At 36.7% G+C, this 16,193-nt stretch carries 16 protein-coding genes; 9 read left to right on the forward strand and 7 right to left on the reverse strand.

Features of this window, described 5'->3' with window-relative positions; all coding sequences use genetic code 11:
- The 7 genes from AAFM34_RS03440 to AAFM34_RS03470 all read left to right on the forward strand — a co-directional run.
- Positions 1-916: hypothetical protein (locus AAFM34_RS03440; RefSeq protein ID WP_341659986.1), on the forward strand; the 916-nt coding region annotated here is incomplete at its 5' end.
- A 323-nt stretch (positions 917-1,239) separates the two neighbouring features.
- Complete coding sequence (tpx, locus tag AAFM34_RS03445) at positions 1,240-1,749, forward strand: thiol peroxidase (RefSeq protein WP_341659988.1); 510 nt, start codon at positions 1,240-1,242, stop codon at positions 1,747-1,749.
- Entirely contained in the window at positions 1,746-2,348 is a 603-nt protein-coding gene (locus AAFM34_RS03450) for a peroxiredoxin (RefSeq protein ID WP_341659990.1), read from the forward strand. Before tpx ends, AAFM34_RS03450 begins: the two co-directional genes overlap by 4 nt.
- 348 nt (positions 2,349-2,696) lie before the next feature.
- Positions 2,697-3,911, forward strand: coding sequence for a hypothetical protein (locus tag AAFM34_RS03455; protein ID WP_341659992.1), 1,215 nt, complete (start codon positions 2,697-2,699; stop codon positions 3,909-3,911).
- A 106-nt stretch (positions 3,912-4,017) separates the two neighbouring features.
- Positions 4,018-7,812 carry an RHS repeat protein gene (locus AAFM34_RS03460; protein WP_341659994.1) on the forward strand — a complete coding sequence of 1,265 codons (3,795 nt, stop codon included), beginning with the start codon at positions 4,018-4,020 and terminating at the stop codon, positions 7,810-7,812.
- Entirely contained in the window at positions 7,809-9,050 is a 1,242-nt protein-coding gene (locus AAFM34_RS03465) for an RHS repeat-associated core domain-containing protein (protein WP_341659996.1), read from the forward strand. Before AAFM34_RS03460 ends, AAFM34_RS03465 begins: the two co-directional genes overlap by 4 nt.
- Before the next feature lie 154 nt (positions 9,051-9,204).
- Complete coding sequence (locus AAFM34_RS03470) at positions 9,205-9,468, forward strand: hypothetical protein (protein WP_341659998.1); 264 nt, start codon at positions 9,205-9,207, stop codon at positions 9,466-9,468.
- 275 nt (positions 9,469-9,743) lie between these two features.
- On the opposite strand, the gene AAFM34_RS03475 is transcribed toward AAFM34_RS03470, so the two are convergent.
- From AAFM34_RS03475 to AAFM34_RS03505, 7 genes are all read right to left on the reverse strand, one after another.
- Positions 9,744-10,226, reverse strand: coding sequence for a hypothetical protein (locus AAFM34_RS03475; RefSeq protein ID WP_341660000.1), 483 nt, complete (start codon positions 10,224-10,226; stop codon positions 9,744-9,746).
- Positions 10,210-11,046 (reverse strand): winged helix-turn-helix domain-containing protein, encoded by an 837-nt coding sequence (locus AAFM34_RS03480; protein WP_341660002.1) that lies wholly within the window; start codon positions 11,044-11,046, stop codon positions 10,210-10,212. Before AAFM34_RS03480 ends, AAFM34_RS03475 begins: the two co-directional genes overlap by 17 nt.
- 195 nt (positions 11,047-11,241) lie before the next feature.
- The gene (locus AAFM34_RS03485) at positions 11,242-11,463 is read right to left on the reverse strand and encodes an OmpA family protein (protein WP_341660004.1); all 222 of its coding nucleotides are present in this window, start codon (positions 11,461-11,463) and stop codon (positions 11,242-11,244) included.
- 2 nt (positions 11,464-11,465) lie between these two features.
- Entirely contained in the window at positions 11,466-12,035 is a 570-nt protein-coding gene (locus AAFM34_RS03490) for a hypothetical protein (RefSeq protein WP_341660006.1), read from the reverse strand.
- Positions 12,036-12,327: 292 nt separating this feature from the next.
- Complete coding sequence (locus AAFM34_RS03495) at positions 12,328-13,224, reverse strand: hypothetical protein (RefSeq protein WP_341660008.1); 897 nt, start codon at positions 13,222-13,224, stop codon at positions 12,328-12,330.
- On the reverse strand, positions 13,221-13,673 hold the full coding sequence (locus tag AAFM34_RS03500; RefSeq protein ID WP_341660009.1) for a hypothetical protein: 453 nt from the start codon (positions 13,671-13,673) through the stop codon (positions 13,221-13,223). The genes AAFM34_RS03495 and AAFM34_RS03500 overlap by 4 nt, the downstream gene beginning before the upstream one ends.
- A 71-nt stretch (positions 13,674-13,744) precedes the next feature.
- Complete coding sequence (locus tag AAFM34_RS03505) at positions 13,745-14,242, reverse strand: hypothetical protein (protein WP_341660011.1); 498 nt, start codon at positions 14,240-14,242, stop codon at positions 13,745-13,747.
- Between the two features lie 451 nt (positions 14,243-14,693).
- Between AAFM34_RS03505 and AAFM34_RS03510 the strand changes: the two genes are divergently transcribed.
- Positions 14,694-15,602 carry a winged helix-turn-helix domain-containing protein gene (locus AAFM34_RS03510; protein ID WP_341660013.1) on the forward strand — a complete coding sequence of 303 codons (909 nt, stop codon included), beginning with the start codon at positions 14,694-14,696 and terminating at the stop codon, positions 15,600-15,602.
- Positions 15,586-16,083, forward strand: a complete 498-nt coding sequence (locus AAFM34_RS03515) for a hypothetical protein (RefSeq protein ID WP_341660016.1) — start codon at positions 15,586-15,588, stop codon at positions 16,081-16,083. The genes AAFM34_RS03510 and AAFM34_RS03515 overlap by 17 nt, the downstream gene beginning before the upstream one ends.
- The last annotated feature ends 110 nt before the right edge of the window (positions 16,084-16,193 follow it).

Raw genomic sequence — 16,193 nt, forward strand, 5'->3', positions numbered from 1 at the left:
AGGTGAAGAGCCAACATCTTCTGGGCAGAACGCTGAGGATAAAGGTTCTGAGCAGGAAGAAACATTAGCCTCTGTGGTTCCTGACCAGAATGCCCAGCCAGCCCCTTTGGATGAAGCACCGATGTCTTCTATCCAGAATGGTCAGGCTACCAATCCAAAGGCGGAAGGAAATACTCAACCAGATCGACAACCACCTGTGTTGGATAAGGGTGACGTATCTGGTGGTATGTCTGACGTGTCAGGTGAAGAGCCAACATCTTCTGGGCAGAACGCTGAGGATAAAGGTTCTGAGCAGGAAGAAACATTAGCCTCTGTGGTTCCTGACCAGAATGCCCAGCCAGCCCCTTTGGATGAAGCACCGATGTCTTCTATCCAGAATGGTCAGGCTACCAATCCAAAGGCGGAAGGAAATACTCAACCAGCTCCACAACCGCCGGTGTTGGATAAGGATGACGTATCTGGTGGTATGTCTGGCGTGTCAGGTGAAGATCCAATGCTTTCTGAGGAGGTAGATGCAGAGCCTGAACTAACTACAGAGCCAAGACGAATATCGTACGAACACTCAGAGTATTCAATAAGTTCACAAACTTGGGGTTGGTTAAGTGGAGGAAACTGGCGGACTGTGACCGTTTATCTAAAGGACCAAAATAACGAAGCTGTTGATTTTGAGGATGTGCCATCTGACATCGGTGTCTCAGATCTCGAAGTCAATCCTTTTTTTGCCTATGAATATGGAAGTTTTGAGAAGAAAGAAAAGGGAGTGTATAAAATAGATATGAACTGGACAACTCTTTGTGAGTATTACGCGCCGACTATATCGGGAACTCTACTAAAGCAAAGTGCTAGTAGTGATTGGAAGAAACAGCGTGATTGGTGTTGGAGTCCAGTTGTTCTGAGTGTGTATGGGAGGCTTTAAAGAATCGCGTAATGCGTAAGCGGTAAAAATTTATTGTTACCTACTTTAGACATAAGCACGGACGCTAAAGCTTATCATTATCTCGAGATGGACAGACAAAACTAGTCTAATGACTTTACTCTACATAAACACTTCTAAACAAAATAAGTTATTTTCAATAAAAACAATAGGCTAAATGTTTATCAGAAAGGTTTATATTCCTTCGGATAAGTTTACTCGTTCATCTCTGAGCCTGCTGTCATTATGACCCTGATGTCGAGAGAGCTTACCATGCGAGTTTTGGATACTAAGCTCTTGCAACTTATATTTTTAAAGAGGTTACTATGTCAGTCACATTTTTTGGAAACCCAGTTACTCTAGATGGTACATTGCCTAAAGTTCAACAGTCAGCACCCAACTTTCGTTTGTGTGATAATGTTCTGGATGATTTAGAACTAACACATTTTAAAGGTAAAAAGCTACTACTCAACATTTTTCCTAGTGTAGATACGCCAGTTTGCGCTAATAGTGTACGCGGCTTTAACTTAATGGCTTCTGAGCTAGACAATACTGTGGTCTTGTGTGTATCCAACGATTTACCTTTTACTTTGACACGTTTTGTCGACGAATTTAAGTTGGAGAATGTTGAAATTGCTTCTTGCTTTAAAGCACCAGAGTTTGCAGTTGATTATGGTGTTTCTATCATAGGTGGTGCACTGACAGGATTGACTTCTCGAGCGGTTGTTGTCATCAACGAAGAAGGTGTCGTTGAGCATGTACAATTGGTGAATGAAATCTCAGAAGAGCCAGACTATCAGTCAGCAAAGGCAGCTTTGTTAGGAGAATGTGCATGAAACCAATCGTTTTATTTTTATTAATGATAAATACTAGCCTCGCTCACGCTCAATATGAAGTCACTCATGAGAGCGCAGGTTTGGGTGATAGCCAGAAGGTAACATTGGAACGTACCACCACATTGCATTTAGAAGGTGAAATGTTAAAAAGTGGTGACCTCATTCCTGCTATGGCTTTGAAAACGCCTTCACTCGACTCTGTTAATACTCAAGGTAGCGGCAAGGTCAGAGTTTTCAATGTACTTGTTTCTGTTGACACACCAGTATGTGTAGAACAAGCTAAGGCATTTGAGAAATTGGCTAATCAGCATAAGAATGAAGATATCGAATTTGTTACAGTTAGTGCTGATACGCCATTTGCATTGAATAGGTTTGTCACCCAACATGACTTGGGTCAAAATGGGATTTTCTTATCAGACTCTATAGATCACCAATTTGGTCTTAAAACAGGTGTACAAATTAAAGAACTTGGTTTGTTATCACGTGCTATTCTTGTGATTGATGAAAATGATAAAATCATACATATTCAGCGAGTTCCTGAACTAACAACGCTTCCAGATCTTGATAAGGCTGTGGAAGTAGCTAAACGTCAGCTTTAACTCTTATACGCCATTAAGTTGAATACCAGTTTGATGGCGTATCTTATATTCTATAATATCATTATACATGTCTTTACTTTACTTTACTTTTCTTTATCTACTCTGATTTTTATATAACTAAAATCACCCTCCTTATTAATTAAGTAGTGGTTTATAACCTGATCTTATATATGATTTTTTTTAAATATAAATAAAATTCCATATAAACAATGTAAATAATCTTGTCTTTTTTTTTATTTAGTAAGGTTTTTATATATTAAATTACTATTTTTAAAAATATATTATACTCTCGTTTTGTTAATTAAATGTTAACTTATTGTGGAATTGAATTTTTTAAATGGTATAAATATGATAAGAAAAATTAAGAGTATAATCGCTGTAAGTGTAGTAAGTTCCTTCATTTTAAATTCAGTATGTTTAGCTTCATCTCCTCCTAATGAATCAGAGATCAAAGAACTTTCAATTACTATAGACAATGGAGATGGAGCAATATATGCCAATGGTAACATGCAGCTTGAGGTTAGTGTTAACTATGAGTTATTGGAAGGAGCGAATGTAGCCTCGATCGAGCTATTGACTCCTAATTCAGACCTTAGATCAGATCCTATTTTAGGTCCTATCTTATTTCCAAGTTCACCTCCTATTCCTAATCAAGGCGTTATTACTATCCATGATAGTGTATTGGGTACTATTTCATTACCTATGTCAGAATCTTTCCCAGAATCTATCTCAGATCCTAACTCAAAAGAGTACATTCCCATAGGTTGGAGTGGTTTATTCTATGATGTTTTGCCTAATACTTATCTAAAAACGGTAATGGCAGGGAGGAATAGAAGATCAGCAACTATGCCTGTGAATAGCTTGAGAAACAGACAAATGTCATCAAAAAAGCTATATATACGCACCAAAGAACCTCAAAATAAAGAGATTTGTGTTCGGCTTACGACTGAATCTGGCGATAGCCGTAGTACTTGTGACAAAAGGGGAAGTAATTCATATATTACCTTGCGAGCCATCGAGCCACTTGGTTGGAGTGCTAGAGATTTTGTTAATAGTATATATTGGGATTTTGAAGAACATTCCTCTTCCGATGATTTAACTGGCATAAATAATACTCCTGATTATCAGCCTAATTCTGGTCGTGATATCAATAATGGTGGCTTGAGAATAAAAACTTTAAAATTATTGCCTGGTCTTCCTCGTATAGTTTCATATAATTTGGTTGATCAGGACCATGATTTTGTTGGATATTATAGTAGCATTAGTGATGAACCAAGTATGGGAGAGCAATGGACATCGACAAGAATTATTCCTAAACTTATGGGAGCGCAAAACGTCTACTTCAATGATGCTTGGGCTCACTTTAATACATTAGATCCTGGAATTCACATCTTCAGTACTATTTTTCCTCGAGGATCATATTTTCATGAATCATGGCCAATGTCACTGATGAACTCTTCACAACCAGTAAGAGTGGAGTTTATTGATGCTTATGGAAATGTAAATGTCATTGGAATAATACAGGACGATGCGGATAATACACCATACGTAGTAGATTTTTGATCCTTACCACTTATTGTTTTAATTGATATAAATTAACTTATAAAAAATATTTTCTCGCCTCTATCTAATGTTAGAGGCTATCATATAAATAATATGAAATTATCTAATGTCTATGATTAAAAGTAATGCTTACAATTTTCCAGAATTTATTTCAACTGGGGTTGATCCTCGCACTGGGAGTTATTCTTTCTCTATCAATATTGGTGAGTTTCTTTCCCATAAATCTTCAGGTATCGCTTTAAGAATAATACTAAACTACAATCCGGCTAGAATATTTGATATGGGTTTTGGTCGAGGTTGGGATCTTGTATTGAGTCGATTTAATAGTACTAGTAATGAGTTGTCACTATCATCTGGCCAAACTTTTACTATTGAGTGGAATTCTGAAAATAGTGAATACGATATTCCTTACCGTAAGCTAAAGGATATAAGAGTTTTTTTTCTAAATGCTGGAGAAGAAATAAAAGTTGTTTACAAAGATGGTCGACAGGAATTTATCGATTATCATGAAGGAACGCTTACTCGAATAGTCTCTCCACAAGGGCTTGTTACTTATTTTGACTATTCACGCCCCAACAATAGAAATTACCCTGTATTGTGGCGTATTTATGATGATGCTGGTCGAGAGCTAACCATCAATTGGTGGGAAAATACATGGCAAACAGTTGTTAGGCATAGCTTTGGTGGTACTAGTTACCAAGAACTTTTGTTCAATAAAACTGGCAGTGGGAACCAAGTTCGTCTTTCAACTATTCAACTACCAGCACTCGAATCTTTGATTAGTCTTCAATATCGCTATTTGGCAAGTAGCCAGTTTGATGTTATCGAGGAGGTTAGGCATCCAACAGGACTGATAGAAAGAATGACTTATCTGGATCTCGGTCACTCTTTACCTAATGAAGCCCCTTTTTCTAAAGTTCCATATATTACAGAACACCGTATTATTTCTGGTCAAAATCAGCCTGATCAAGTTGTGACATATACCTATTCAGCTACAAACTATTTAGGTTTTGCCAGTGACCGAGCTTGGGTGGCGGGAGAAGACACCTTATTTAAATCACGCAGTAACTATGAATACTGGAGTGAAGAGACGATAAATGGTACCCGATCGGTCATACGTACTTATAACAAGTATCATCTGCTTAAATGTGCTGAATACCTGCATAATGGCAGCCTTTACAGACTTGAAGAGAACGACTATTTCGCACACTTAGATCGAGGGATTGAATATCAACCGGCGACGTATAGCTTTATCAAAAAGCAACGAACCACACACTATCAAGAAAGTAGTATTAAAACCATCACTACAAGGTACCAATATGACGACTTTGGTAACCAGACATATGTTCAGCAAGCTGACGGTAGCGAGATCACACGTACGTTTTATCCAGTTGGTGGTGAAGGTGATCGTTGTCCACCTGAGCCAAATAACATGGTGTCGCTTCTAAAACGAGAATCCTTCATTCCTGTGAATACTGCAAATGGCGAAGTAGCTCGTGTTGTAGACATGACTTATCTATCATTACCCAAACTTAATAGTAGCGATGAGGCATTCATACTCGTCAACGAAATGGCTTTTCACGATCACAGAGTTTGTATGACTTACCATGATAACTCAAGCTGTGGTCACGAATATGGCCTATTAGCTACACAAAGCGTCATTGTGAATGACATGGCGACTACCACCTCATTTCAGTACGACTTTTCGGCACATACCTTGAATACGACTAAACGGCTGACTACCTATGATGGATTGTTTGCCATTACTTCGGAATCAATCCGTTACCTAGATAGTCAGATATGCAACAACACTGATTCTGAAGGTATTGAAGTCATCACTACTTATGATGTCCTAGGAAGAAAAATTACACATACAGAAGCGCCGAATACGGCGTATGAAGTTGTGGAGAGGTTTGAGTATTTTGTAGGTGCTGGAATCAACAAAACCATCACGACTCGCGTAAACGGAAGCAGGCTAATCCAATTCTTTAATAATGCAGGAAATGAAATAGAGGTGCAGCAAAGTGATGCAAATGGGGTGTTAAGAACTATCCGCGAGTTGCATTATGACAGCTTTGGATTGTTGGTAAGACAAATAGACAGTGACTGGTTTGATGGTACGCCTTTGCATTTGACAACATGGTATGAATACGATGTGAATGGCGAAGTGAGTAAAGTTACTTATCCAGATGGTAGAGAAGAAGTTATCAGTCAAAATATCGCAAGTTTAACAACGACACATGAAAAACTGGGTCTTTCCAAACAGATCACCAGTTTTAACGAATCTGGTCTGGAAGAATCAAAAGAGACACAAGACTCGAACAGTCAGCGCTTTGCTTTTACTCAGCATGTTTATGATGGATACAGCAATCTAATCCAAACCATAGACAATAATCAAAGTATCACTTCATATAGTTATGATAATAGCGATAGGCTAATTTCGACCAATAGGGTTGTTAATGGACAATCGGTTACCCAGTCTATTGAGTATGCTAGCTTCTCAACAGACGAGCTTGTGACTCGTATAGCGGTTAATGGTACATATTTAGGTCATCAAGAATATGATGGCTTATCACGTCTGACGCGAAGTGAAGTTTCTGGGATGGTACAAAATATCGGCTACTCTGGTTCCTCTATGATGCCATCAACAAGAAGCACCCCACGCGGTGCAAGACTAGATTTCTCGAATAACAAATACCTTCAAGCTCCTATGGCTATTAGTATTGCTAACAAGCCTGAGCTGGGCAAAGTATTCACTTATGATGTTGTGACGGGGGGGGTTACTCAAGCGATAAATCAAAGCAGCCAGCAGCGACTTGGCTATAATTCATTGGGCCAGCTGACATCGGAATCTGTAGAGTTAAATGACCTGAATCAACGTGAGGCGAGGTACCGCTATTCACTACTTGGAAAGCTGCTATCGAAAACAGATTTCTTTGGCCATAATTCGACTTATACCTATGATGATTATGGTCGGCTGCATACTGTCACTACCACAAATGGTAGTCAGGTTACGACGACAACACTAAGTTATGACACGTACAGTCGCCCAGTTAGGTATGATACCAATCATGGTGATGATTTTGTTTCGATTCTTCTCACTTTGAATGATTTTGGTCTAGAAACGCAACGTGTTGTTAAAGTCAATGGTGTTGAAAAGTTTACCTTATCGCAAAGGTTTAACCATGACTTACAAATTAGTGAAAAGGTCTATCGGGAGTCGGGCCAAGTAACGATAGAAACGATGACTTATGATCAACTACAGCGATTGGCCACATACTTATGTATAGGGCCAAATGCACCAAAAGATGAACATGACAATATTATTCGGTCACAAAGCTTTAACTATGATGTTTATGGAAATATAGTAAAAGTTGACAGTGAGTTTAGCGATGGCTCCTCGAATACTGCCAACTTCACATATAGTCCTGACAACCCCACCCAATTACGAAGTCATACCAATACTCACCCAACTTATCCAAGCAGTCTTGCTTTTAGTTATGATGCGGCAGGAAACCTTCTATGCGACGATCAAGGCAAAGCCTATCAATATAATGCCTTGGATCAAATTGAAAGCGTTAGCAAACAGGGTAGTGAGTTGTCACGTTATCAATATGATGTACAGGGAAGAGTGGTGTCACAAACTCATGAGAATAAACTTATTTATCTTTATTATCAGGGCGATAAGTTGGCAAATGAATTCTCGGAAGGTGTACATTCCAGTTACCAGAATATTTTGGGAGCGACTAGCAGTAGAGTCGTTCAATCTGGAAGCGTCAATCAACATCAGTTTCTTGTTCCCAATGGCCAAGGAAGTATTGTTTCTACGTTAAGCAGCTCTGACCGTTCCGCAGAACTTGTGGCAGAGAAGCGGTCATATACACCATATGGAGAAGAATGATGAAGAATAAGTCACAGAAATCTAGTTCAAAATTACCTTGTAACCAGAGCCTTGATGGTTCCAGAAGACGCTTTATTCAAGGCTCGTCGGCAATTATAGCAACTTCTCCGCTTTCTTCCTTTGTTATGGCTAGTGGACAAGTGTTACAGCCAAGTGTGTCATCAAGTCAACTTGCTAACAATCCCTTGGGTTTTAATGGAGAGCGTCGAGACCCGGTGACTGGTCTATATCATTTGGGCAATGGTTATCGTGTTTTCAACCCAAGGCTGATGCGCTTTCATGCGGCGGATAGCTTGAGCCCGTTTGGTGAGGGGGGCATTAATCCTTATAGTTATTGCTTGGGTGATCCGATAAATATGATAGACCCAACTGGTCATATGAGCTGGCAGGGGGGCCTGGGGATAGGGCTCGGCATACTGGGGGTCTTGATCTCCATTTTTACTTTGGGTGCAGGTATTGCGGCTGGTGTTGCCTTAGGTGTTGCTGCGGGAGCGGCTTCCGCTGCTGGAACCGCAGTATCTACCGCTGCCATAGCATCGACAGCCCTGGGAATTACCTCTTCTGTTCTTGGACTTGCTTCATCAGCAACGGGTATTGCGTCGTCTGCGTTAGAGGAAAGTAATCCACAGTTGAGTACAGATCTCGGATGGGCATCTTTAGGGCTTGGTGTAGGGAGTATAATAACTGGTCTAGGTAGTGGTGGTTTAGGTCGTGTGGCCTCAATTAATCAGGCGAAGAGTTTTCCAACACAAGCATCTGCAACTATCAACCAGCGTCCTCCTGGGTTAAAGTTAGGAGGGGTACAAGTGAATGGTAACAACATAGTCGCTCACGGATACCCATTTAATAATTTAGCTAAGTTTAAAGGGGCTAATGCAGTAAACGGTCTCCAGTTTGGGAAAATGGTTAACTCTTCTCTGGGTAACGGAAATGCAATTAAGCTGACTTCCTGTTTTTCTGCTGTTGGTGGAAAAATATCATCAGCCCAGTTACTTTCTAACCAGACAGGGAGGGTTGTGCATGCGACAAGCGGATTTTCTAAAGCAATGTATGCAGGTCGTGATCTGAATAAAGTGTTTACCCCGTTAACTGGAGTAAGTAGAGGGGCTTCAAATCTAGTAGGAAGCTCCGTTTCACATTTCGTTCGCTCATCGGTGCAGAATTCAGCCTACCTCTATCGCTCACCAATCACTGCTTTACAGAGTGCTTTGCAGCTTTCTAGGTGGCGCATCTATTAAAACTCTCAGCTAGTCCAAACTTGTCTGAACCAATAGTAGAGGTATGCCGGTTAATTCGCACCAGCATACCTCCGATTATTACTTTAAAACATCATCATTTAAGTGCTCTGTGCATCATATCCATTAGGTCTTAGTGGAGCTTAGTGAATCTTGCATGATTGACGAACCTGAATATGGCCTCGATTATTTCGTTACTGTGAATTTTAACCTAGAGGATTTTATTCAGAAAATCACATGGCTGTATGTTCAAATGACTGCGTACTTCGCGATCCGGTCAGTTAATCTGCAAATACAAGACAATGTAGATTTAATCCTGTGCTTAGTTGGGACGATTGTATTGGTGTTCAAGCAACATACCGTTAACAATTTTGCAAGTCAGTTTAGTAGGATTAAAGCTGGTTTGGTTTATCCATCTTAAACTGTAAACGATTATGTCTTCGATAACGCTCGCAGTCAGAATACGCTCAGCACGTTTTTTAGCATTATAGTGATATATTTTCATTAATAACTACTTTACATTATATATTTAAATTATTGTCTTTCTAAAACTATCTACAACAGGCTTTAATATGTGCGTAACTCTGTATCAAGATGTCAAGTTTTGGATGTATCTTGATACTAAAAAAGGCTATGATAAGTACTCAAGATAATATATAGTGGATAAGGAAATATTCTATAACTTTTAGATGCTGACTACTCATTTCTTCTGACCGAGCATTTTACTTGATTTTCAAGAAGTGATGAAATACAGACGGTATTTTTTGACCATTTGATCATTTTAAAATAACGTGGCTCTCCATCTTTCAATATATGAATATACAGCCCAAAACTCTTGACTAACTCTTTTAAATCAAAATTATTAAACGTTATAATATCACTCATTTCAATGATATCGTTGGGTAGAAGCTTAAAGATATATTTTTGTTGAAAGACTTTCCCCTCATTATAGAACTCTCTACTAGAATAAGAATAGTGCTCATGCCATGAGTTATATTTTATTGTATCATAATCCTCATAATAGACAGGATTTTCATTGTCAAAAAAGTTGATTCCTCTACTATATAATATATCAGAGTTGCTAATCCCAATTTTGGCTTTTTTTTCAACGGTAGGTAGATTAAAAATAGAAACAAAAGACACTAAAAATAATAATAAAAAACTAATGACATATTTCATTTATAGAATCCTTTATGAAATTGAAGCTTTCATTTAATGAAAAGGTGAAGTTATATACTTGAATAGAATTATTAGGTTCTTGAGAATAAGTACATGATATGAAATACCTATTCACTCCATTGCTTATTATTAATAGTGAAATACTATCATTTATACCTAAATCACTATCATTAGCTAAAAATGAATATAATTTTTGGCTTGTCATTGTTGTTAATATCTGTACTTCTGTGGAGCCAAGTTTTTGACTTTCATACTTGTTTGACTGACTAGAGCCTAGTGGAAGAGTGAAACCATGAATTTTATATAAGTGCCATGATGTAATAGCTGTTAAAATAACACTAGATATCAGTATTAATCGAAATAAAAGATTTTTACTGGCTATGGTTTTTAGTAAAGATGAGTTTGAAACATGTTTATTCAGATCTTCGGTGGGGTAAATTCGTCTTGAGATTTTAGGTTTTGTAGATTTCTTCGAAATTTCATGATTAGATGCGTCGACAAGTTGAATTAAACCGTCTACTATCAAATAGCCCTCGTTTGGCATTGTTTTGATAATTTTCTGTTGCCTGCCATCATCACCCAGAGCAATTCTCAGCTGAGAAATACTCTGGGTTAAACTTGCTTCTGAAACGACACGGCCATGCCATGCATCTGCAAGGATTTCATGCTTACAAACTGTTTCCCCTTGATTTTTAACAAGCTTTCTTAATACCCTACATTCAGGCCCTTTCAAACGTATGCTGTGCTGGTTTTTTAAATTATGAAGTTGCTCACGTGCTAATGGGTCAAGGACCCAGATGGGGAGAGGGTTACTACACATATAATATAATTAAACTCCTATATTAAAATTTATTATTGCCAACTGGATAAAGTTATTAATAAATACGTTACAACATTGTCATTTAAAGAAAAAACATTACAAGGTGAATTTTTATAATTGATATGTTATTTATAAAAATTCACAACTATAATCTATATGAGATAGTAAAAATTATTCTAAATATTTTTGGTAAGACTATTTATCTTTTTCAATCAAGAACTCTATACGATTATTGGCTACTCGACCTTCTTCAGAATCACTTGACTCTACAGGATATAAGTTCCCTCTGGCCAATAAAATAATTTGATTCCTATCAATACCACTGGTTACCAAATATTTAGCAACAGACTCGGCACGTTGCTCAGATATTTCCAGTTCCTCACTTTCAGATAACGATAAATCTGTGTGAACAATCACTTTTACTTTCGAGTTAGGGTCATCAAGAAGAGCATATAGGATGTTATTGAACTTATATGTAAAAGCGAATTGAGTGAGTAATTATCTTCACCGAAAAGTGCTGATCCGCCTCTTTCATCTACTGTGACCATTTGTGTTAGTGGCTTATCATCATTTGCTTCAGCCCAAATATCACCTAGAGTAGCTTCGACTTTAAGTTGTTCAATTTGTGCTTTTAGTCTATCAATTTCTAAGTTATATAATCGATTACAGTTTAAACGCTCACGCTTACCGCCACCAAAGGGTATAACAAGCTGTAAATAAGCACCTATTTCATCTCTACCATCCATTTTCTCGGAACGGTGGTCGAAGTTTCCACTATTAAAATCGTTACTCTGAGTTGTTCCCATTAAACCTGTTTGTATATAAGAGCTTTCAGCAATGGTGGATTCACAAGTGATGCCATCAATAGTGGTAACTCTGTCGTATCCCCCAGGGATAGAGGCGCCAGGAATACTAATACCAGATGCCATACAGTGGCTAGACAGAAAATTTATTATCGCTGCAAAAAATATACTTTTACTTTTGTACATACTTTACTCCGTACGTTTTCTATTCGACTTACCGAGCAGATTCTGAAATTGCTGACGGTATTTGGTAAAACTTTAGGTAACTTAACGACTACTCTTCTTTGTTGTTTGCTGCTTAGCGCTATTTTTTTATAAAAAAAACCATTCACCTCAATTGAAAATGTTTTATCCACTGAATATGCATTGCCTATGATTATCTCAATTCTAGGTTCTTGACTGTAAACTAATTTTTTTAAGTCTTTGGGAGCTTGGTAGTGCGAATGACAAAAAAATGGTGTAATTAACAAAATAAGAGCTAATCGCATGTTATCTCCACGATAGAGGTATATGTTCCAGACGGAAGATCCTCTCTTTTCATTGAATAAGAAGGAACCAAATAAAACATTCTTTCAGTATCACTTGTTTCAATTGTCGCGTCATTAAATTCCATCCAGGATTGAGGATTTATTTTTTGGCCATTATTGTCCTCAAACACGTTATGATGTGTATAAGCCCTTCGTAAAATATCGGTAGTATCAGTATGAATAAAATTAACGTTCCACTTCTTGCTCCCTGTATTTTTTATCGATATTTCTGCGAAGCTATCATGTGGGATAGTTTCACCATAAAAAACGTGAGATCCAGTACCTTTTTTAATATCTATTATACAAGCATCACCCGGTAAATTATTTATTGAAGTGCTTTTATCGGATACTGAAATATTATTAAATATTACCTCAGAAAAGAGCCAGCTACCTGAATTATACGTAAATGTAAACCTCGGCAGTACAGAGTCATTTTCTGTCTTGAACACATATACCTTTGGGCTGCCATTAAAATCTAGTTCTAGAGAGTTTGCTATATTACGCTTTTGCATCGATTCCAAAATGCCATTTGGCTCAAATACAGTTGCATAGTCATATGATGAATCATAAGTATCTGAAATTTCAACAAAATAAATAGATGTACTTTCATGAAAATCAAAATTAATCCTGAAACTTTTATTTATTTCTGTTTTCCTTCTCACACTAATAATGGCAAACTTTTTATCTGTATCATAAGTCCTTATATAAAGACAAAAATCTATATACACGTACCCTATAGGATGAGTATCTCTATATTTCCAAGATTCTTTACAAGAGATAAGATCGCTAGGGCCACCTAAGGCATATGATGAACAGAAAAAAAGTGAAAAAATAAATAAAAGTCTCATTGTATGTGTCTCTCTTTTAAATAAACAACAGTATTTAAACAAACGGAGAAAATAAAAGTTGATTCCATTTTTGTTTGTGTACTACAAATTTTATAGAAGTTTAGTTCTTTGTTTTTCAATTCAAAAACAGGCACATTTAATTCTATATATTTACCGGGGTGAATATTTAATATTCTACTTAATTCCTTGGTTTCTATTTTTAATGGTTTATTATCTTTGTAGAAATCTGACAGAGTTTTACCTTTACCTTTGGAATTTTTATTTTTCAATAAACTGGTTACTGCTCTATCATCAAAGTGTAGCTTAGTAACTGATACTTTATATCTTTGTGTACTTTCACCCAAATTACCAAACTTTACTGGTATACGACCTTTTTCGCTAGAGAAAAAAAACTCTTTATTATTGCTACCTATAGATTGAGCATAGGTAGCATTATTTAAAATGATCAATATTAATAATAGTTTAAATAATATTGTTTTTTTTTAAATCTAATCATAGATGATGACCTCAAAATAATCTATTAGCTACAAGTTAAAGTTACTGGTATCTTAATATTTTGTTTTGAACCACCAGTTGACAACATATCATGCCTATTTTTGTCAATCTGTAATCTCATTTTAACGGTGGTACCGTTCGTTGGGTTAGGCGGTATTGTTGTAGAATAATCATCAAAATCAGAACCAGCACTAGCTTTAAAACTATACTCTGGCGTTAAATTACTTGTAGTAATAGCAGTGTAATCGCCTGTATTAGTTATTGCCTTAAGTTCTGATGAAATTTCATAAGCACCAGCACTGAGACTAGAAGTCGAGCCTAGATTATTATTGTTTACAATAAATGAAACCATGTGGCTATTTTCGTCATATTCTTCATTGGTATACATAACTTCAGCAGTTCCACTACTAGATATTATTGCACACTCTTCACTTATCGTGGTTGTAAATATAATATCGGCCGCATAGCAAGTACTAGTTGAAGAAAATACAGTAAATAATATAGAAGACAGTCTTTTTTTCATGATTTAACACCTAGTTTAAAGATTAAAAAGAAGCTTATTTTTATCCCTTTAGGGTCAAAGCTTTCTTAGAGGTACTATTCTCTAATTTTAAAAATTAAGCTTCAAAGAAACATTTATAAACAATTAAAATTAAAACCAAATTAATATTAATATTACCATCATAAATGGTTTATGTTTTAAATACGGGGGTATTATCTTTTATGAATTGATGTGATCTATTGTGATGTTATCCTTGACTCGCGTGATAGTGAGTCAGTAGCTCAGTCGTAGTTTTTTAGTTTCAGTTGCCATTTATTTTAAAAATGGAAAGTATTGGTTCCATGGTATCATTCGATGTGACAAGCGGTTGATACTGTTACTGAAGTCGCGGGTAAATTTATGATTGGTATTGGGAATGTACTCAAATGTTAACTATTATTTACATTAACTTATTGAGAAATGTACATCCAGTATGGACAAAATACTTAAAGATTCACCCTATGCATGGGCCCTAGTGCCTTTGGCCAGGCATCAGTTAGTTAATATAGGTACTCAGAAGGCCAAGAAATTGAAAGGCCCAGAATGTAAAGTGCTTGAAGTACTAATAAATCACACGGGAGAAGTCGTTGCCAAGGATACTATTATCACAGAGGCATGGGCTGGTAAGGTAGTCACTGATGCAAGTTTAACTCAGAGCATTGCTCAGTTGAGACTCGCGCTCGGCGATAGTGGCAAAGAGCAAAAGTGCATTAAAACAATCCCTAATGAAGGTTATCTTCTGTTTGATAATGTCGTCACGCTTTGTGAGCAAAGTCCTGAATATCGAGAAAATGAACAACTTTTTTCACGTGTAATACCCTCAACAGAGAGTACTCATAAGGAGACTGGCGATAGTGCGGTGTTAAGTGAGAATCAACACCAAGGCTCGAAAAAAAAGCCTGTCCAGTATATTGACTCCAGTGATAGATTTTTCAAAGAGCAAGTCACTTTAAGTCGTTTTAATGCCCATTTCATAAAAGTGCTTGCTGTCTTTTTTATGTGCCTTGCCTTTGTGCAAACATGGCATTTAGCTCTAGTTTTGACAAAGTCACAGCAAATTGATTTAGTCGAGTGGAATGAGACGGTTGATGGTGGGATACACTATAAATATGTTAAAAATAGTCAGGCTTCATCTTTGTTTAATTTCATGACTGAAAATATGACATTATCAAAAAATTTTGTTGTTGAAAGAGTATTTATATCTTCAAACCTTAATCACTATTATATTGCTTGTGTGCATCAGTCAAAAAACGGACGAGGTGTAAGAGTCAAGAATCTTTACTTTGATGCTCAAGAGAGTTTTGAAACCATCGGAGATAGAGTTAATGAATATTGCCAATAAGATTCTTTTATTTAGTTTTATTATAAGTGTAGTAAGTAGTGGTGTACTCTATTATAAACGTTATGCAGATACGCCATTATTTTTTGATGGAAGAAATAATTCGCTTCTATACAGTAAGAACTATTATTTTATATATGGCGGGGATGTAAATGAATATATAGATTATCATACGCTCAACCATTGGATATTTTTACCTAAAAAATCTCATACGACGCGTAAATTTCTTTTTGATGATGTCTACAAGATATCAGTGTCCTATTATTTGGAATTTTACAGTGAAGTGATAGATATGTATGGTATGGATTCTCCTGCGAGTTTTGACCAGTATTTAAATCCTATAGGACCAGAAGATCACTCTTTGCATGCTCTAGATTATCACCATTTACAGATTGTGCACACAGACCAAAAGGTATTTTGTTTTTCAAACTTGTTGACAAGTAGCGTAAAGTGTCAGCGTTATTTAAGTAGTTCCCAAAGATGATTACTAAAGTCATTGATTCTTTTCAATAGAAACTTTATTCCCTTGGAAGTGTTATGTCTTAAGAGTTGGACTTATACACAGTGCTATACTATATACTATATACTATATAC

It is taken from the genome of Vibrio sp., assembly GCF_038138445.1.
Classification (GTDB): domain Bacteria; phylum Pseudomonadota; class Gammaproteobacteria; order Enterobacterales; family Vibrionaceae; genus Vibrio.